Here is a 19,197-nt window from a genome sequence, read left to right on the forward strand (position 1 = left end):
TTTTTTAGACATCAAGTGTACTATAGACGGCATTTTCTTCGATAAACTCACGACGAGGCTCTACTCGATCCCCCATCAACATATCAAAGATTTTATCTGCCTCAGCTGCATCATCCACAGAAACTCTGGCCATCAAGCGATGTTCCGGATCCATGGTTGTTTCCCACAATTGGTGGTCATCCATTTCACCCAGACCTTTATACCTCTGAATAGTTGGTTTGGCACGTCCTTCACTATGGCGGGACAAGGCTTCTTGGAGTTTAATTTCTTGGTCTGCTCCTGGCTGGATATATTCTTTAATCTCGCTTCCAACCTTGACACCATAGATTGGTGGTTGGGCGATATAAACATAACCAGCTTCTAAAATTGGTTTCATATAACGATAAATCAAGGTTAAAAGAAGAGTACGAATGTGGGCTCCATCGACATCGGCATCGGTCATCAAAACAAGTTTTTGGTAACGAGCTTTTGAAACATCAAATTCTGCACCAAATCCTGTTCCCATCGCTGTGAAAAGACTACGAATTTCTTCGTTAGCTAGAATCTTATCCATACTTGCCTTTTCAACGTTCAAAATCTTACCGCGGATTGGAAGAATTGCCTGAAATTCACGGTTACGACCAGATTTGGCTGACCCACCAGCTGAGTCTCCTTCGACGATGAAGAGTTCTGTTTCAGCAGGATTGTTAGAAGAGCAGTCTGCTAGTTTACCTGGAAGGTTGGAAATTTCCAAACCAGATTTTTTACGAGTGACTTCACGCGCACGCTTGGCAGCCACACGAGCCTTAGCAGCCAGAATTCCTTTTTCTACAATGCGTTTTGCAATTTGAGGATTCTCCATAAGGAAATCAGAGAAGGCATCACTGAAGAGACGATTGGTAATCTTAACCACTTCGCTATTCCCCAGTTTGGTCTTGGTCTGTCCTTCAAACTGTGGATTTGGGTGTTTAACTGAGATAACTGCAGTTAGTCCTTCACGGACATCTTCCCCTGTTAGGTTGTCTTCATTGTCTTTCAGTAACTTATTCTTACGAGCATAATCGTTGATAACACGTGTCAAGGCTGTACGAAAACCTTGTTCATGCGTTCCACCTTCATGGGTGTGGATATTATTGGCGAAACTCATGACATTTTCATGGTAACCCGTTGTGTACTGCATGGCTACTTCAACTGTGATATCATCCATCTCACCGTCAGTATAGATTGGTGTATCAAAGATAACATCCTTGTTCTCATTGATATATTCAACGTAGCTAGCAATCCCACCTTCATAGTGGTAATGCTTAGTTTGTTCTAACCCCTCACGCTTATCTGTAATGGAGATTTGAAGACCACGATTTAGAAAGGCCAATTCTTGAATACGTTTATTTAATTTATCAAAGTCAAAAGTGGTTGTTTCAGTGAAAATTTCTGGGTCCGGTGTGAAGTGAACTGTTGTTCCAGTCTTATCCGTATCTCCAACCACCTCAAGATCTGCGACAACATGACCACGACGGTATTCTTGGTAATGAATCTTACCATTTTTGTGGACATGAACGTCTAATTGAGTTGAAAGGGCGTTAACAACTGAGGACCCTACTCCGTGAAGACCACCTGAGACCTTATATCCGCCACCGCCAAACTTTCCTCCAGCGTGAAGAACAGTAAAGACAGTCTCAACGGCAGGTCGACCTGTTTTTTCCTGAATATCGACTGGGATACCACGCCCATCATCGACAACTGTAATCGAATCATCGGGCTCAATAAAGACTTGAATATGACTGGCAAATCCTGCCAAGGCCTCGTCAATTGAGTTATCAACAATTTCCCAGACTAGGTGGTGAAGACCTTCTTTTGAGGTTGAACCGATATACATCCCTGGACGCATACGAACAGCCTCTAAGCCCTCTAAAACTTGAATTTGACTGGCATCATAATCTTGTGCCTGCAGATTTTTAATTTCTTCTGTCATCTTATTCCTTTTTCTTACATGTCTAATACTTGTCTTAAATTCACGATACTGGTAAACAAGTGAGTATCGAGTCCAGCAGCTTGACCTGCTTCGATATCAATCGGTCGATCACCAATGACAAGTCCTGAACTAATTTGATACTTTTCTCTTAAATAAATCATGGACTCAGGATCTGGTTTTCTCTTAAAGCCTGAGTTAGAAGTCACCACTTCTGTAAAATAAGCTGCTATAGAGGTTTTTTCTAAAATTTCCAAGACCTGATTATTTCGATGAGAAACCAAAAAATGACGGCCATCTTGATTTGAAATGTCTTCCAATAAACCAGAAACTCCATCAAATAAAATCGGATGTTCTAGCTCTCTGGCTTCATTTTCCTTGTACTTTTCTAAAAAATTCTCTAAGTTGGGAGCGAATATCTCAATCGCAAAATCAGTAGAAACCTTTAAAGCTTGGTAGACACTGTCATGGTCTTGTTTGATGCCATACAATGCCAATGTTTCAACAAAGGCAGCTGTTGAAGTTTCGTAATTATCCAGTAAAGTTCCACCTAAATCCCAGATATAATCGTGATATTTCATACCCTTCATTATAGCATTTTTTTATGAAAAAAGCGATGATTTCCCTGAGTTTTCCACATAAAAAATGCTCTATGATATTTATATAGGATAAATTTCTTATAGATATTATGAAACCTATTTTCTTGTAGAAAAAAGTTCCATATGACCCATAATGAAAAGCGACCAAACCATCATTAGAGAGAATCATATGGAACAATTATATTTTAACACAAAACTACTTTATATTAAAAATCCTAATATCCAATTTATGGATGTTATTAATAAGGGGGGTAACTTCTCAAAGTAAGTTCCACTTGACTGGTATTGAGCCTAGCTTTTCACTAATCTTGTCTTGAAATTTTAAAATAGATTATAAAACCTTACTCAAGAAGTCTTTAGTCCGCTGTTCTTGGGTTTGTTCAAAAATCTGTTCAGGTGTTCCGTCTTCAACAACCACACCGTCTGCCATAAAGATGACACGGTCTGCCACCTCACGAGCAAATCCCATTTCATGTGTTACGATAACCATGGTCATTCCTGACTTAGCTAAGTCTTGCATAACAGCCAACACCTCACCTACCATTTCAGGGTCCAGGGCTGAAGTTGGCTCGTCAAAGAGCAAGACATCAGGTTCCATAGCTAAACCACGCGCGATGGCAATCCGCTGTTGCTGGCCACCTGACAAACTCTGTGGATAAGCAGTTGCCTTATCTGGTAAACCAACTTTTTCCAAAAGTTTCTGAGCTCTCTTCTCTGCAACTTCCTTACTTTCACCTTTGGTCTTGATAGGAGACAAGGTGATATTTTCCATCACAGTCATATTAGGAAAGAGATTAAATTGTTGGAAGACCATGCCCATCTTCTCACGCATAGCAAACAGGTCATTCTTCTTGTCCGTAATATCGACTCCCTCAAAGATAACCTTCCCCTTAGTTGCTTCTTCCAACAAATTCATAGAGCGAAGCAAGGTAGATTTTCCGCTCCCCGAAGGACCGATGATAACGACAACTTCTCCTCTTTTAATCTCGAGGTTGATGCCCTTCAATACTTCATTCTTTCCAAAGGATTTATGTAAATTTTCAATTTTTATCAAGGTTTCTGTCATTATTTCTTATCTCCTTGTCCCATACGTTTTTCAAAAGCTTTCAAGGCTACTGTCAAAATAGAAGTCATAATCAAGTAATAAAAGGCTGCAAATAAAAGTGGTGTTAAAGGTAGATAGGTTGTTGTAGAAACTGTTGTAGCTCCGTTCCACAACTCCATGACACCAATAGCTGATAAAAGAGAACTATCCTTGATAATGGTGATAAATTCGTTCCCCAATGCTGGCAAAATATTTTTGATAGCTTGTGGCAAAATCACATAGCGCATAGCATTTTTAGGACGAATTCCTAAAGAATAGGCCGCCTCTAGCTGACCTTTTGGAACCGCATTAATCCCAGCACGAACAGTCTCAGAAACATAAGCACCACTGTTCATAGAGATAATCAAAATCCCTGGAATCAGACGAGAAAGGTCAACACCTAAAATTCCAACCTGAATAGTCGGAGCATTGATGTGCATAAGGGCAAAGGCAATCATAATCTGAACCATCATCGGTGTCCCACGGAAAATCCAAACGTACAAGTTGGCGAGCCAAACAAACGGTTTAAACTTTGAACGTTGCCCAAAAGCCAAGACAACACCCAAAATAGTTCCCAAAAAGACAACACAGATAGAAATGAGAACCGTCACGACAGCCCCATAGTTAAAATAAGGTAAATACTTAGGTAAAAAAGAAAAATTCATAGTCACACTGCTTTCTAAAATAGAATACTGTATGATTATAACATGGAATGAATTAAAATTCAAATCTTTTGTCTAATTTATTCAAAAAAACTTTAAGCTGGTAGAATTAGCGAGAAATCTTAGTTTTTTCTAGGCAAGTTGGCCTCCTTTATGGTAAAATAGTAACGATAAGAAATGAAGGAGAATCAAAATGGAATCACATTTGGTTAGAATCATCAACCGCCTTGAAGCAATGGCTAAAGACGGCGGAAATTTAAAACGTAATTTTGAACGCGAAGGAGTTGTTGTTGCAGAAGTTGCATACAGCCACGACGAAGAAAACGGCTCAATCTTTACCCTTCGTGATGTCGAAGCTCGCGAAACTTATACGTTTGACAGCATTGACTTGATTGCAATGGAGATTTACGAACTCCTTTACTAATACAAAACAAGCTGGGTTACACCCTGCATGTCTAACCAAAATCCTTTTTGTCTCACAAATAGGATTTTTTTATTCCCTAAAATCACAAAAATTTTCATTGTAACAACTTCTCAAAGCTGCAATCTTTTTACTTGCTTTACACCCCAATCCTGTTATAATGAGAGTATAGAAATTTGACTATTTTTGACCTTTAAACAGGTCAGGCTAAAGAAAGAAATGAGGTAGATGTATGCTTTGTCAAAACTGTAAAATCAATGACTCAACAATTCATCTTTATACCAATCTTAATGGAAAGCAAAAACAAATTGACCTTTGTCAAAACTGCTATAAGATTATCAAGACAGATCCTAACAATAGCCTCTTTAAAGGTATGACGGATCTGAACAATCGTGACTTTGATCCCTTTGGTGATTTCTTCAATGACCTAAACAATTTTAGACCTTCTAACAACACTCCACCGACTCCCCCAACCCAATCAGGTGGAGGTTACGGTGGAAACGGCGGTTATGGTTCCCAAAATCGTGGACCTGCTCAAACTCCTCCACCAAGCCAAGAAAAAGGCCTGCTGGAAGAATTTGGTATCAACGTAACTGAAATTGCCCGTCGTGGAGATATAGATCCCGTTATTGGACGCGATGATGAGATTATCCGTGTCATTGAGATTCTCAATCGCAGAACCAAGAATAATCCTGTTCTTATCGGTGAACCAGGTGTCGGGAAAACTGCCGTTGTCGAAGGTCTAGCTCAGAAAATCGTTGATGGCGATGTTCCACATAAACTACAAGGTAAACAAGTCATCCGTCTGGATGTGGTTAGCCTAGTTCAAGGAACGGGTATTCGTGGACAATTTGAAGAACGCATGCAAAAGCTCATGGAAGAAATTCGCAAACGTGAGGATATTATCCTCTTTATCGATGAAATCCATGAAATTGTCGGTGCGGGATCTGCGGGCGATGGCAATATGGATGCAGGAAATATCCTCAAGCCAGCCCTTGCTCGTGGTGAACTGCAACTGGTCGGTGCAACTACCCTCAATGAATACCGCATCATTGAAAAAGATGCTGCCCTAGAACGCCGTATGCAGCCTGTTAAGGTCGATGAACCAACAGTGGACGAAACAATCACAATCCTCAAAGGTATTCAAAAGAAATACGAAGACTACCACCACGTTCAATATACCGATGCTGCGATTGAAGCAGCTGCAACTCTTTCCAATCGCTACATCCAAGATCGCTTCTTGCCTGACAAGGCCATCGACCTCCTAGATGAAGCGGGTTCTAAGATGAACTTGACCTTGAATTTCGTGGATCCTAAAGTAATCGATCAGCGCTTGATTGAAGCTGAAAATCTTAAATCTCAAGCTACACGAGAAGAAGATTTTGAGAAGGCCGCCTACTTCCGTGACCAGATTGCCAAGTATAAGGAAATGCAAAAGAAAAAGGTCACAGACCAGGATACTCCTATCATCAGTGAAAAAACCATTGAGCATATTATCGAGCAGAAAACCAATATCCCTGTTGGCGATTTGAAAGAGAAAGAACAATCTCAACTCATCCATCTAGCTGAAGACCTCAAGTCTCATGTTATTGGCCAAGATGATGCAGTCGATAAGATTGCCAAGGCTATTCGCCGGAATCGTGTCGGTCTCGGTACGCCTAACCGTCCAATTGGAAGCTTCCTCTTTGTCGGACCAACTGGTGTCGGTAAGACAGAACTTTCCAAACAACTGGCCATCGAACTCTTTGGTTTTGCTGACAGCATGATTCGCTTTGACATGAGCGAATACATGGAAAAACACAGCGTGGCTAAGTTGGTCGGCGCCCCTCCAGGTTATGTTGGCTACGATGAGGCTGGGCAATTAACTGAAAAAGTCCGCCGCAATCCATATTCTCTTATTCTCTTGGATGAAGTAGAGAAAGCCCATCCAGATGTTATGCATATGTTCCTTCAAGTCTTGGACGATGGTCGTTTGACAGATGGGCAAGGACGTACCGTTAGCTTCAAGGACGCTATCATCATCATGACTTCAAATGCAGGTACAGGTAAGGCAGAAGCCAGCGTTGGATTTGGGGCCGCTCGCGAAGGACGTACCAATTCTGTTCTCGGTGAACTCGGTAACTTCTTTAGCCCAGAGTTTATGAACCGTTTTGATGGTATTATCGAATTTAAGGCTCTCAGCAAGGACAACCTCCTTCAGATTGTCGAGCTTATGCTAGCAGACGTTAACAAGCGCCTTTCTAGCAACAACATTCATTTGGATGTAACTGACAAGGTTAAGGAAAAATTGGTTGACCTCGGCTATGATCCAAAAATGGGGGCGCGCCCACTTCGTCGTACTATTCAAGACTATATTGAAGACGCAATCACTGACTACTACCTTGAAAATCCAAGCGAAAAAAACCTCAAGGCAGTGATGACCAGCAAGGGCAACATTCAAATTAAGTCTGCCAAAAAAGCTGAAGTAAAAACTTCTGAAAAAGAAGTATAAATCCTACAGAAAAGGAGTAGAAAATGAAAATTTTCTGCTCCTTTTTATTAAAATAACTATAATTTCTTGACAGCTCGGTCTTTGTCCATTAAGATAATAATAAAGATAATAAATAATGAGGAAAATCCAATGGCAAACCCAACTTTCGGAGAAAAGAAAGCAAATACAGACTATGTTGCACGCTATGGCGTATATGCAGTTATCCCTGATGCTGAACAAAAACAAATTGTTCTTGTTCAAGCACCTAATGGTGCTTGGTTCCTACCAGGTGGTGAAATTGAAGCAGGTGAAAATCATCAAGAAGCCCTAAAGCGTGAATTGATTGAAGAGCTTGGCTTTACAGCTGAAATTGGTACCTATTACGGACAAGCTGACGAATATTTCTATTCTCGTCACCGTGACACCTACTACTACAATCCAGCCTACCTCTATGAAGCGATTTCTTTCAAAGAAGTGCAAAAGCCACTAGAAGACTTTAATCATATTGCCTGGTTCCCTATTGATGAGGCTATTGAAAACCTCAAACGTGGTAGCCATAAATGGGCTATCGAATCTTGGAAAAAACAGCATAAGATTGGCTAAATCAAGCCACTTTATTCAAAAAGTGCTATAATAGAATTAGAAAATCGGAGGAAATGTTATGAAGCTTATCAATACAACAAACTCACACTCGCAACTTGTAAAAAGCCAGCTAGAAAGTACAGATGCAACCCTTGTTGAAGTTTATTCTGCAGGGAATACAGATGTTATTTTTACCCAAGCTCCGCTTCACTATGAAATCCTCATCTCAAACAAACACCGCGCTATTCGCGAACCTGAAATCGAAGCTATTCAAGAATTTTTCTTGAAACGTAAAATTGATAAGGACTCTATTGATGAAGCCAATATCAAAACCCTCTATTCAGAAAAATTAATTGGAATTTCGATTCCAACCAAATAAAATCTTGGAGAGATTAGAAAGTGCTTTAAACCTTATGGAACAAAATTGGGTTTATTTAGCTTTTTAAATCATCTCCAATTTTTTATCTTGAAATCCTATCATACACAATTTTATAGGTAACAAAGGAGACAAGCATGGGAGACATGATATATCGAGAGGCAAGACTTGAAGAATACGAAAAAATTGGAAAACTATTAGCCAATTCCTTTCTTGACTATCCCTTTTTAACGATTATAAGGGATGATTTAAAGAAGCCTGATTATTATCCTAATTTTGTAGAAACATTACAAACAATGCTTACCAGAGTCTATATTAAAAAAGGAAACTGTTTAGTTGCGGAACAAGATGGAGAATTACTTGCAGTTGCCCTTTTGCAACAAAATGATTTCTGTATACTATCCTATCTACGAAATGGTGGGACAAACATTTTTCGCTACATTCGACCACAAAATCTCCTTAAATACTTTGACTTTGTAAAACGTTCCAAAAAGCATTTAGAACAATCAGGGGAGTTTGATTGGTATTTGATGGCTTTAGCTGTCAATATAGAAAGTAAGGGGCGGGGAATAGGCAGTACTTTTCTGACACAAGGGATTGAACCTTATGTCAAATCAAAAGGCTGTAAACACTTGGGACTCATAACTAGTACAGCTAGAAATACCTCATTCTACAAAAAAAACGATTATGGACTGCTAGACTTTATGGAGATAGAATACGGATCAAAATCAATTGGTAACTGGGCATTTTTAAAAACAATAAATAAATTATAACAGACTAGCAATTTACAAATCCTATTTAAATAAGGATAACTTATATTTATAAAAACCAACGTTCAAAACGTTGGTTTTCTTATCTATTTGACTGCTTCTTTCAAAGCATCTACCTTGTCCAAACGTTCCCATGGAAGGTCAATATCTGTACGTCCCATGTGTCCATAAGCCGCTGTTTGACGGTAAATTGGACGCTTAAGGTCCAGCATTTGGATAATTCCTGCAGGACGAAGGTCAAAGATTTGACGAGCAGCTTTTTCAAGTTTGCTTTCGGCTACTGTTCCTGTACCGAAGGTATCGATACGAACAGAAACAGGCTGAGCAACACCGATAGCATAAGCCAATTGCACTTCTGCTTTCTTAGCAAGGCCTGCTGCAACGATATTCTTGGCAATATAACGAGCCGCATAAGAGGCTGAACGGTCCACCTTAGTCGCATCTTTACCAGAGAAAGCACCACCACCATGACGAGAGTAGCCACCATAGGTATCCACGATAATCTTACGACCAGTCAAACCTGAGTCCCCTTGAGGTCCACCGATTACAAAGCGACCAGTTGGATTGATGAAGAATTTGGTTTGCTCATCCAAGTAAGAAGCCGGAATAACTTCTTTAATGACCTTGTTAATCACATCATTATGAATTTGTTCGTTGCTGACTTCTGGATCGTGCTGAGTTGAAATCACGACTGTGTCCACACGTACTGGACGGTCATTTTCATCATACTCAACTGTAACTTGTGATTTAGCATCTGGGCGAAGATAGCTGATTTCCCCAGACTTACGAAGTTCTGCCAAACGACGAACCAATTTATGACTGAGTGAAATTGGCAATGGCATGAGCTCTTCTGTTTCATCCACTGCAAATCCAAACATGAGCCCTTGGTCTCCAGCACCAATCAAATCAAGCGGATCTTGGTCTGCATTCCCACGAACCTCCAAGGCTTCGTTGACACCTTGGGCAATGTCAGGAGATTGTTCCACCAAAGATGGATGTACTCCTACAGTCTCAGCAGAAAAACCATATTCTGTATTGGTGTAGCCAATCTCTGCAATAGTATCACGAACCACACGGTTAATATCCACATAGGCATTTGTAGATATCTCACCAAAAACATGGACTGAACCAGTATATACAGCTGTCTCAGCAGCAACGTGCGCCTCTGGATCTTTAGCTAAAATAGCATCCAAAATCGCATCTGAAATTTGGTCTGCAATCTTATCTGGATGCCCCTCAGATACAGATTCAGACGTGAATAATTTACGTTCTGACATAAAAATGTCCCCCCTTAAAAATAGTGTTATAGAGTTACAAAGTACTGATAGGTATTTTCATTTTCTAAGAGTTACAACGCGTAAGAAATAAAAACGATACTTTTTATTTCTGAAGCTAGTAAGGCGCATAGGGTGACCGCATTATAGCGGCAACCGTATGGAGCCGTCATGCTTTGCAAATTACAAAGTACTGATAGGAAAACTCTTAGTGATAAATACCTACCATCTTATCGGGACTATATAACTTTATCATTATACCATTTTTTAGCGCAATTTGCAGTCTTTAATGTAGTGTTTCTGTTTAGATAGTTCGTTCTCATAAATAAAAAAAATTGGAGCTCAGTACTCCAACTTTTTCTATTAAAATGTTTGGCGTTTTGCTTTACGCTCTGCACGACCGCGAGCACGATTTTCAGCGCGCTTGGTTTTGCGGCGCTTTTCATCAACCGCCCATTTAATTTTTTTCTTATAACCTGGTTTGACTTTTTTCTTTTTCTTTTTAACCAAACCAATCATTTCGATATCAAGTTTATCTTGTTTTTTCTCACGGTTGGCACGACGATCACGGTCATAAGTATCTTGAAATTCCCCGTCTTTGACCATCTTAGGAGTAAACTTGATTCCCAATTTCTCCAACTCACGGATATCCGAGTCATCACTTGGCTGATAAAGGGTAATAGCTGTACCTGGTAGGCCATTTCGTCCAGTACGACCAACACGGTGAACAAAGAAGGACAAATCTTGCGGAATGGCATCATTGATGACATGGCTGACACCTTCAATGTCAATTCCACGCGCGGCCAAATCTGTTGCGACAATATACTCAAAATCCAGATTTTTAACCTGGTTCATGATACGTTTGCGCTCACGAGGGGCAATATCCCCATGGATTTTTGCCACCTTCAAGCCTTGAGCAGTCAGATATGAATGCAATTCATCAGCACGCGTTTTAGTGTTAACAAAAATCATTGCCAAATACGGTTGCATCAACTGAGTCAACTGGTAAATTTGAGCATTCTTGTCACGTCCCTTAGTAGAAATCAACCAATTATCAATAGTGTCAGAAATGACCGTTTTGGTCTTGATTTTCTCCATAACAGGATTTGATAAGTATTTTTTCAAGAATGGTTGCAGTTTTTGTGGGATAGTCGCTGAGAAGACCATGAATTGAAGGTCTTTTGGAAGACTGCCGGCAATCTTATCAACAGTTTCTAAGAATCCCATATCCAAGGTCATGTCTGCCTCATCGATCACAAAGGTCTTGGCTTTATGAATAGCTAAATCACCGGATTTAACCAAGTCATAGATACGTCCAGGCGTTCCAATAACAATATGAGGCTGGTTACTTGCCAATTTCTCAATCTGGCGAGCCTTATCTGTCCCTCCCACATAATTAACCACACGAACTTCCACTTCTGAGTGGGCTGCAATCTGACGAGCTGCTTGGTAAATCTGAGTAGCCAACTCACGGCTCGGTGCCGTAATCACTGCCTGTACACTATCACTAGCTTCATCTAATTGCTGGAAAATTGGTAACAAGAAAGTATGAGTCTTACCTGAACCTGTTTTTGATTCTCCAACCAAATCTCGGCCTGCCAGGACAATGGGAATCAACTTATCTTGTACCTCTGTTGGAGTTGTAAATTTCAACTCCTCCAAGGCTTCTCTAATATAGTTTTTAAATTGAAATTTCGTAAATGACATAATACCCTCGATTCTATCTATCCTATCAATTATACCACATTTTATTCCATTTCAGTAGTCTCACTTATTTAGGCTATTTCCAGTAGCTTTTCTAATCAGAAAAAGGCTGGAATGTTATAATTCCAACCTCTTTTCATACTCAATGAAAATCAAGGAGCAAACTAGGAAACTAGCCGCAGGTTGCTCAAAACAGTGTTTTGAGGTTGCAGATAGAACTGACGAAGTCAGTAACATCTATACGACAAGGCGACGTTGACGTGGTTTGAAGAGATTTTCAAAGAGTATCAGTTATTATTTCCAGTTTAAAATAGCATTCAAGCCATAGTGATCACTAACTTGCGGACTATTGTTGCCATCAAATACGACATGTAAATTTTCCACCGCTAACTCTTTGGTAGTAAAAACATAGTCGATTCGAAGGGGTTCTGTGTTCCCTTTCCAGCCATCAATTTCTGGTGGAACAGTATAGCTACCACTTTTCTCTTGAGCAACTTCAAATGCGTCTTGTAAACCTAATGGGCTAGCTAAAATAGCTTGGTAACCTTCCTGACCAGCTGGGTTATTGAAATCTCCAGCCAGCAAAAGTGGCTTGTTCAATTCTTTCAAGACAGCCTCAAATCGTGCCCATTCTTCTTGGAAACCTTTATCCCACCAAGAAAGATGGACACTGGCAACTGCAAGTTCATTACCATCGACTACAGTTTCAGCCAGGGCGACACGGCGAGTATGATAGTCTGTTGGATCATCCACATCTGAAACCAAAATTTCTCTTGCTTCAATAGGTGTTTTAGACAAGATAGCCACACCTTCATGGTAGCGGTCATAACCAATATGGTTATAGGCCCAAGTCCAGTAGTAATCTTTCCCTTGCTCTGACAACTTTTCAACTAAGAGTCTAACATAGTGATCATGATGAATAGGCTCAGCAGCTGGCAAAGCTTGATAAAGGTCATTAACCTCCACCTCTGGCGAAGTAATCTCCTGATTGATTTCTTGGAAACATATCAAATCATAGTCTTTATCAAGAATATCTTCAAGCAAGAGCTGGAATTTTTCCTCGGCTTCTTTTTCCATCCAGCTATGAGTATTGAGTGTTAAAAATTTCATGCTTTTCTCCCAAAACAAGAGGTTGGAAAACAGCTTCCAACCTCAAGTGTATTACAATTCTACTTTAGCAACTGCTGTTTTAGCTGCAAGAGAACCTGTTTGTTCTAACTTAACTGATTTAATAGCTTCAGCATTTGTGAAGACAACTACTGTAGAAGTTTCACGACCTGCTGCACGGATAGCATCCAAGTCAGCTGTGACAAGAAGATCACCTGCTGCAACTTTTTGTCCTTCTGCTACATGAACAGTAAATGGTTTTCCTTCAAGACTTACTGTGTCCAAACCAATGTGAACAAGTACTTCAAGACCTGCTTCAGTCACAAGACCAAGAGCATGTTTTGTAGGGAAGATGCTTGATACAGTACCTGAAACTGGAGATACAATGTTTCCATTTGCAGGTTCTACAGCAAATCCGTCACCCATCATTTTTTGAGCAAATACTGGATCTTTCACTTGTTCCAAGGCAACAACTTGACCGTCTGCTACTGAGTAAACTTCCTCAGTAAGACCTTTGAATTGAACAGTGTTTTGTTGCGCTTCTGTCATTTGACTTGGAAGAGTTTCAGGAATGATTTCACCTGAATCAAGGATATCTTGGATATCAGATTTCAATACGTCTGCTTTTGGACCGTAGATAGCTTGAACTCCTTGTCCTTTCATGACAAGACCCATAGCTCCTTCTGCTTTCCATTGTTCTGCATCACCGACTTTGTCAGCATCTTTTACAGTTACACGAAGACGAGTCATACATGCATCAACATCAACGATGTTTGCACGTCCACCAAGAAGGTTGATAATATTTACAGCTTGAGAACCTGCTGCAACTTTCACTTCGCTGCTAGCTTCTTCTGAACCTTCAGCAGTTTCGTAATTTCCGTTACGTCCTGGAGTTGCGTAGTTGAATTTTTGAATCATGAAGTTTGCGATAAAGTACATGATTACGGCAAAGAGAACAGTTACCCAGATAAAGTTAACAATATCCATACCGATACCAGCGCTAATCGCAATAGGTGTACGAGTCAAGAACTCGATTGAACCGAATGAGTGCATACGTAGGTTTACTACGTCAGCCATAGCGAAGGCAGCACCTTGAACAAGTGAGTAAACAAGATACATAGGTGTTGCTACAAACATGAACATGTATTCGATTGGTTCAGTAACCCCTGTCAAGAATGTTGCAAGAGCTGTCGCAATCATCATACCTTTATATTGATGTTTCTTATCAGCATCAACATTACGGTAGATAGCCACGATCACACCCATCAAGATACCGAATGAACCGATCATTTGTCCAACTTTGAAACGAGCTGGGTGAACAGTATCTAACAATTGTTGGTAGTGACTTGCATCAGTACCTTTGAGGTTAACAAGGTCTGTTACCCATGCAAGCCATAGTGGGTCTTGACCAAATACTTGAGTACCTTTAGCTGCACCAGTTAAAATGTCATAAGTACCACCAAGAGCTGTGTAGTTCATTGGGATAGTCAACATATGGTGAAGACCAAATGGCAAGAGCAAACGTTCCAAAGTACCATACAAGAATGGTGCAAGGATTGGAGCAGTTTCTTGTGAGTTGGCAATCCAGATACCAAAGCTATTGATACCTGTTTGAACTACTGGCCAGAAGGCAGCAAGTAGAATTGCAGCGATTGCTGAACGAAGAATAACTACAAATGGTACAAAACGTTTCCCGTTGAAGAATGAAAGTGCATCAGGAAGTTTACGGAAGTTGTAGTATTTATTGTAAGCAGTTGCCCCTACAAAACCTGAGATAATCCCTACAAACACACCCATGTTCAATGCTGGAGCTTCAAGAACACTGATGAAGTAATCAGCAACTTTGATTGAACCACCAAAGAGAGTTGTGACCATAGCATCTGGATTTTTCAACATATCTCCTGATACACCAAAGATTGTACCAGTGATACGGTTAATCAAGATGAAGGCAAGACCAGCGGCGAAAGCACCACCAGCACGTTCTTTAGCCCAGCTTCCTCCAATTGCTAGGGCAAACAAAATGTGAAGGTTACCGATAACCCCCCAACCAATTTGCTCAAGAATTCCACCAGTAACTACAAGTGGTGCAAAAGTTGGGTTAATCATTACGATAGACTTACCGATTGAAATCATCAAACCAGCAGCCGGCATAACCGCGATAACCACCATCAAAGCCTTACCGAATTTTTGCCAAAACTCGAAAGACAAGACATTTTTGAATGTATCTTTCATCATTCAAATCTCCTTTATTTTTATTTAGGCAAACGTTTTACGAAAACGTTTGCACTTAACTATGTATTAATTATACCACTTTAATTTTTTTTGTAAAGGCTTTTATAAAAAAAAGTAGACTTTTTTCTAAAATTTTTGTAGTAAAAAAGGAGATATTAAAATCTCCTCAAATATACTTCTATTTTAGATTTTCAGGAATCGGCGCATTGAAATTCCTGATCCGATTGAACCGATAAAAATTCCAATCACAAATAATAGAGCAATCATCAGTGGACTGAATATTTCTGGTGATATCATCGAAAGGTTCTGACCAACCAATGACTTATTAACCGATTGGTAAACCATTTTATAGACAATAAATACCAAAACTGACGGAAGTGTTGCTCCAAGCAAACCGATGAAGGCACCTTCAAGCAAGAAAGGTCCGCGGATATAACCGTTCTTAGCACCTACTAAACGCATAATTTGAATTTCACGGCTTCGTGAAATGATGGTGATACGTATAGTATTAGAAATCAAGAACACCGCAATGAAAATCAATAATCCAGCGATAACTAGTCCCCAGACACGAATAAATGAGGCTAACTTAAACAAGCGTTCTGTATTAGCACCACCATCTTGAACTTCTGATACACCTTCGATTTTTTTAGCCTCTTCTGCTACTGTCTTTACATCACTTGGTGTATTGGTATCAACGATATATGCATCATAGAGAGGATTGGCATCGCCTTCAAAGATTTTCCAGTTGTCCCCCATTGTTTCTGTCAACTTTTCATATTGTTCTTCTTTACTTGAAAACGTAACACTTTTAACGGTTGACATACTTTTCAAAGCATCATATACCTTATGGTAGTCGTTATTTGTAACAGTTTGACCTTCTTTTTCAATCGTCTCACTATTATCAGCTACGTCCTTACGAATGTATACCATTACTCGAACATTATTTTCAATATCTGTAGCTAGTTTAGCCGTATTAAAGATAACAGATGCAAATATTGCAACCAAGGTCAAAGTAATCATAACTGAACTGACAGCAGCTACTGTCATCCAGCCATTTCGTTTCAAACTTTTTAATGATTCAAATAAATGACGAAAAAATCTACTAATCATCGTATCCATATTCTCCTTTAGCTTCGTCACGAACGACACGGCCATTTTCAATGGCAATGACACGGTGGCGCAAGGTATTTACAATCTGACTGTTGTGGGTAGCCATCAAGACAGTTGTACCTTGGAGATTGATGCGTTCCAGCAAGTTCATAATTTCCCATGAATTATCTGGGTCCAAGTTTCCTGTTGGTTCGTCCGCAATCAATACTTTTGGATTGTTTACAATGGCACGTGCAATTGCAATCCGTTGCTGTTCTCCCCCTGAAAGTTCATTTGGGAAAGAACGAACCTTATGCTTCAATCCAACCAAGTCTAAAACTTCCATAACACGTTTTTTGATATTACGGCGGCTCTCACCAATAACTTCCATTGCATAAGCAATATTTTCATAAACGGTTTTCTTTGGTAACAGTTTATAATCTTGGAAGACAACCCCAACACTACGACGTAGGAGAGGGACATCTTTCTTTTTAATTTTAACCAGATTAAAACCAGCAACAGTTAAGCTTCCTTTTTCGATTTTTACTTCGCGGTACAAAGCTCTAATAAATGTTGATTTCCCAGCTCCTGACGGACCTACGATATAGGCAAATTCCCCGGGTTCAACAGTGACTGAGACACCTCGCAAAGCAGTCGTTCCGTTGTCGTATTTTTTGACGACATCTCTCATTTCAATGATTGACATGTGAGTTCCTTTCTATCTTAGCTGATTCGCCACTTGAGATAAGCATCGATAAAACCATCTAGGTCTCCATCCATAACCTTATCTACCTGCGCAACTTCAAAGCTAGTTCGATGATCTTTTACCATAGTATAAGGCGTGAAAACATAAGAACGGATTTGACTTCCCCATGTGATTTCCTTTTTCTCACCTTTGAGGGAATCAACTTCCGCAGCTTTCTTTTCTTGCTCCATTTGATAGAGCTTAGCCTGCAACATCTTCATGGCACGATCTCTATTTCCATACTGAGTACGATCGACTGTTGACTGGACAACAGTCCCAGTAGGAATGTGTGTCAAACGCACACCTGTTGAAACTTTATTGACGTTCTGTCCACCAGCACCACCTGAACGGAAAGTATCCATCTTGATATCATCTTCACGGATTTCCACTTCAATGGTATCATCCAACTCTGGCATCACTTCTACAGATGTGAAAGAGGTATGGCGACGTTTAGCAGAGTCAAATGGTGAAATTCGCACCAAACGGTGTACCCCCATTTCTGACTTGAGAAGGCCATAGGCATTAGGCCCTTCAAATGATAGGGTTACTGACTTAATACCAGCTTCATCCCCTGCTTGGTAATCCAAAACTTCTACTTTAAATCCTTTAGCATTTCCATAGCGAGTGTACATACGAAGTAACATATCCCCCCAGTCCTGAGCCTCTGTACCACCGGATCCTGGATGGATTTCCAAAATCGCATTATTATGGTCATAAGGTTCTGACAAGAGCAAGGTCATCTCATAACTAGTCATCATTTTATCGAGTTCTGATAACTGTGCAACCAATTCTTCATGCACCGACTCATCTTCAGCTAAAAAATCTAATAAAATTTCAACTTCATCCTGCAACTCTTCCATTTTATGGAAGGTATTGTAGGTATTTTTTAATTCATTTAATTCTTGCGACGTTTTTTGGGCCGCGATATTATCGTTCCAAAAATCAGGTTCTGTCATCTTGTTTTCCAAGATGGCAATCTCTTCCTCTAAACCTTCGAGGTCAAAGAGACCCCCTGAAAGAAGCTAATTTTTCACGATTTGCGTCAATTTTCTGACGAATTTCTGAAATGTCCATAAATACTCCTTCTTTATATCGTTTTATTATACCATAATCTATCATTTCTTTCCATCTTTTGCTCTACTCCCTTGTTACACGTAAAAAGAAGCCTTTCGGCTTCCATTCTTACAAAATTTTAGCAGAAGTTCGAGTAATCTCTTCTACTTGAATATTTTCTGCTTCAAATTTTTCTTTTAAGGCTGGTAAATCAATTGAACCATCGATTTGAACTTCGATAATCACCTTACCATCTTTACGCGGAATATTTACTGTATGGGAGATATTCAAATTTTCTTCTACAATTAGAGAAACAATTTTTCCAAGAACACCAACTTCATTTTCTGTTACAAAGCGAACACGAATCCCTTCTTCTCCATAACCAGCAATTTCAAGAAAGGCTTGGAAAACGTCACGGTCCGTAATAACCCCATAGACTTGATGATTATCTACTACAGGAAGAATACCAATCTTGTTTTTTAACATCAGATAAGTTGCATCTTCCAGACTAGCATAGCCTGAAACGGTGACAACATCGCGAATCATGACATCTTTTACTTTTGTCTTATTCAGAAGATAGTTCATCTCATAGATAGAAAGACTGGTTGCTTTTGATGGACTAGCTTGCGCAATGGTTCCTTCAGTCACCAAACCAACCAATTGATCATTTTCGATAACAGGCAAGCGGTGCAACCCTTGCTCTCTCATCAAATCTGCTGCATGAGATACTGTTGTATCTGGACTAATATACACTACCTTGCGGGTCATAAAATCTTTAACTGCCATGAGACTTCTCCTTTTCTGTTCTTATCCCTATTATACAATCTTTTTGTAAATCTATCAAACGCTTACATTTCTTTTTCAAAATTCAGAAAAGTATGAATAAGCTAGCAAAAAGAGCTCTGAAATCGAGCTCTATGAATAAAGGTAAGATACCTTTCATTCGATTTTTTCAATTATTAGAAATTCATCTTTCAGTGTAGGTGTAGATTTGTTTGCAATCTAAATATGCCGACTAAAATAATCCACTGGATAAGATAATTGCTTCGCAATCTTCATCCGCTGACTAAAAAGGTCCCCC

17 protein-coding genes are annotated in these 19,197 nt (G+C 39.7%); 5 read left to right on the forward strand and 12 right to left on the reverse strand.

All coding sequences use genetic code 11. The features are described from left to right. Positions 1–4: 4 nt before the first annotated feature. The 4 genes from gyrB to O3616_RS07405 all read right to left on the reverse strand — a co-directional run bounded on the left by gyrB (position 5) and on the right by O3616_RS07405 (position 4,296). Positions 5–1,951, reverse strand: a complete 1,947-nt coding sequence (gyrB, locus tag O3616_RS07390; protein ID WP_115904770.1) for a DNA topoisomerase (ATP-hydrolyzing) subunit B — start codon at positions 1,949–1,951, stop codon at positions 5–7. A 14-nt stretch (positions 1,952–1,965) separates the two neighbouring features. Further along, positions 1,966–2,529, reverse strand: coding sequence for an HAD family hydrolase (locus tag O3616_RS07395; RefSeq protein ID WP_064276973.1), 564 nt, complete (start codon positions 2,527–2,529; stop codon positions 1,966–1,968). Positions 2,530–2,878: 349 nt separating this feature from the next. Continuing rightward, entirely contained in the window at positions 2,879–3,613 is a 735-nt protein-coding gene (locus O3616_RS07400; protein WP_033681390.1) for an amino acid ABC transporter ATP-binding protein, read from the reverse strand. Further along, on the reverse strand, positions 3,613–4,296 hold the full coding sequence (locus O3616_RS07405; RefSeq protein WP_033686685.1) for an amino acid ABC transporter permease: 684 nt from the start codon (positions 4,294–4,296) through the stop codon (positions 3,613–3,615). Before O3616_RS07405 ends, O3616_RS07400 begins: the two co-directional genes overlap by 1 nt. A gap of 190 nt (positions 4,297–4,486) precedes the next feature. Here O3616_RS07405 and O3616_RS07410 point away from each other — a divergent pair, with 190 nt between their 5' ends. The 5 genes from O3616_RS07410 to O3616_RS07430 all read left to right on the forward strand — a co-directional run bounded on the left by O3616_RS07410 (position 4,487) and on the right by O3616_RS07430 (position 8,915). Next, positions 4,487–4,717: a DUF1797 family protein gene (locus O3616_RS07410; protein WP_000443570.1), complete on the forward strand. Its 231-nt coding sequence runs from the start codon at positions 4,487–4,489 to the stop codon at positions 4,715–4,717. A gap of 229 nt (positions 4,718–4,946) precedes the next feature. Further along, on the forward strand, positions 4,947–7,205 hold the full coding sequence (locus O3616_RS07415) for an AAA family ATPase (protein WP_371638517.1): 2,259 nt from the start codon (positions 4,947–4,949) through the stop codon (positions 7,203–7,205). A gap of 129 nt (positions 7,206–7,334) precedes the next feature. Next, entirely contained in the window at positions 7,335–7,787 is a 453-nt protein-coding gene (locus tag O3616_RS07420; protein ID WP_033681392.1) for an NUDIX hydrolase, read from the forward strand. A gap of 58 nt (positions 7,788–7,845) precedes the next feature. Beyond that, entirely contained in the window at positions 7,846–8,145 is a 300-nt protein-coding gene (locus tag O3616_RS07425; protein ID WP_000767189.1) for a DUF1827 family protein, read from the forward strand. A gap of 134 nt (positions 8,146–8,279) precedes the next feature. Next, positions 8,280–8,915 (forward strand): GNAT family N-acetyltransferase, encoded by a 636-nt coding sequence (locus O3616_RS07430; RefSeq protein WP_371638518.1) that lies wholly within the window; start codon positions 8,280–8,282, stop codon positions 8,913–8,915. 83 nt (positions 8,916–8,998) lie between these two features. On the opposite strand, the gene metK is transcribed toward O3616_RS07430, so the two are convergent. The 8 genes from metK to O3616_RS07470 form a co-directional block, all read right to left on the reverse strand. Further along, positions 8,999–10,189 carry a methionine adenosyltransferase gene (gene metK, locus O3616_RS07435; RefSeq protein WP_000003942.1) on the reverse strand — a complete coding sequence of 397 codons (1,191 nt, stop codon included), beginning with the start codon at positions 10,187–10,189 and terminating at the stop codon, positions 8,999–9,001. A gap of 360 nt (positions 10,190–10,549) precedes the next feature. Beyond that, the gene (locus tag O3616_RS07440; RefSeq protein WP_371638519.1) at positions 10,550–11,893 is read right to left on the reverse strand and encodes a DEAD/DEAH box helicase; all 1,344 of its coding nucleotides are present in this window, start codon (positions 11,891–11,893) and stop codon (positions 10,550–10,552) included. A gap of 291 nt (positions 11,894–12,184) precedes the next feature. Then, positions 12,185–13,000 (reverse strand): endonuclease/exonuclease/phosphatase family protein, encoded by an 816-nt coding sequence (locus O3616_RS07445; RefSeq protein WP_371638520.1) that lies wholly within the window; start codon positions 12,998–13,000, stop codon positions 12,185–12,187. 51 nt (positions 13,001–13,051) lie between these two features. Beyond that, positions 13,052–15,232 (reverse strand): PTS transporter subunit IIBC, encoded by a 2,181-nt coding sequence (locus tag O3616_RS07450; RefSeq protein WP_371638521.1) that lies wholly within the window; start codon positions 15,230–15,232, stop codon positions 13,052–13,054. Between the two features lie 180 nt (positions 15,233–15,412). Beyond that, positions 15,413–16,339: a permease-like cell division protein FtsX gene (ftsX, locus tag O3616_RS07455; RefSeq protein ID WP_049552615.1), complete on the reverse strand. Its 927-nt coding sequence runs from the start codon at positions 16,337–16,339 to the stop codon at positions 15,413–15,415. Beyond that, on the reverse strand, positions 16,332–17,024 hold the full coding sequence (gene ftsE / locus O3616_RS07460) for a cell division ATP-binding protein FtsE (RefSeq protein WP_004263501.1): 693 nt from the start codon (positions 17,022–17,024) through the stop codon (positions 16,332–16,334). The genes ftsX and ftsE overlap by 8 nt, the downstream gene beginning before the upstream one ends. A 17-nt stretch (positions 17,025–17,041) precedes the next feature. Beyond that, positions 17,042–18,137, reverse strand: a protein-coding gene (gene prfB / locus O3616_RS07465; RefSeq protein ID WP_125386088.1) for a peptide chain release factor 2 whose coding sequence is annotated in 2 segments (ribosomal slippage) — positions 17,042–18,064 and positions 18,066–18,137 — 1,095 coding nt in all. Because the reading frame shifts where the segments join, the coding sequence is not laid out codon by codon here. A 108-nt stretch (positions 18,138–18,245) separates the two neighbouring features. Then, the gene (locus tag O3616_RS07470; RefSeq protein WP_004261575.1) at positions 18,246–18,902 is read right to left on the reverse strand and encodes a CBS domain-containing protein; all 657 of its coding nucleotides are present in this window, start codon (positions 18,900–18,902) and stop codon (positions 18,246–18,248) included. Positions 18,903–19,197: the final 295 nt, after the last annotated feature.

Source organism: Streptococcus sp. 27098_8_86 (genome assembly GCF_041432595.1).
GTDB classification, from domain to species: Bacteria; Bacillota; Bacilli; order Lactobacillales; family Streptococcaceae; genus Streptococcus; species Streptococcus pneumoniae_F.

Coding starts and splice junctions, on each gene's coding strand:
- O3616_RS07445 (WP_371638520.1), bottom strand. CDS start 13,000: ATGAAATTTTTAACACTCAATACTCATAGCTGGATGGAAAAAGAAGCC.
- ftsE (WP_004263501.1), bottom strand. CDS start 17,024: ATGTCAATCATTGAAATGAGAGATGTCGTCAAAAAATACGACAACGGA.
- O3616_RS07415 (WP_371638517.1), top strand. CDS start 4,947: ATGCTTTGTCAAAACTGTAAAATCAATGACTCAACAATTCATCTTTAT.
- O3616_RS07395 (WP_064276973.1), bottom strand. CDS start 2,529: ATGAAATATCACGATTATATCTGGGATTTAGGTGGAACTTTACTGGAT.
- O3616_RS07410 (WP_000443570.1), top strand. CDS start 4,487: ATGGAATCACATTTGGTTAGAATCATCAACCGCCTTGAAGCAATGGCT.
- ftsX (WP_049552615.1), bottom strand. CDS start 16,339: ATGATTAGTAGATTTTTTCGTCATTTATTTGAATCATTAAAAAGTTTG.
- O3616_RS07420 (WP_033681392.1), top strand. CDS start 7,335: ATGGCAAACCCAACTTTCGGAGAAAAGAAAGCAAATACAGACTATGTT.
- O3616_RS07450 (WP_371638521.1), bottom strand. CDS start 15,232: ATGATGAAAGATACATTCAAAAATGTCTTGTCTTTCGAGTTTTGGCAA.
- O3616_RS07440 (WP_371638519.1), bottom strand. CDS start 11,893: ATGTCATTTACGAAATTTCAATTTAAAAACTATATTAGAGAAGCCTTG.
- O3616_RS07405 (WP_033686685.1), bottom strand. CDS start 4,296: ATGAATTTTTCTTTTTTACCTAAGTATTTACCTTATTTTAACTATGGG.
- gyrB (WP_115904770.1), bottom strand. CDS start 1,951: ATGACAGAAGAAATTAAAAATCTGCAGGCACAAGATTATGATGCCAGT.
- O3616_RS07400 (WP_033681390.1), bottom strand. CDS start 3,613: ATGACAGAAACCTTGATAAAAATTGAAAATTTACATAAATCCTTTGGA.
- O3616_RS07430 (WP_371638518.1), top strand. CDS start 8,280: ATGGGAGACATGATATATCGAGAGGCAAGACTTGAAGAATACGAAAAA.
- O3616_RS07470 (WP_004261575.1), bottom strand. CDS start 18,902: ATGGCAGTTAAAGATTTTATGACCCGCAAGGTAGTGTATATTAGTCCA.
- metK (WP_000003942.1), bottom strand. CDS start 10,189: ATGTCAGAACGTAAATTATTCACGTCTGAATCTGTATCTGAGGGGCAT.
- O3616_RS07425 (WP_000767189.1), top strand. CDS start 7,846: ATGAAGCTTATCAATACAACAAACTCACACTCGCAACTTGTAAAAAGC.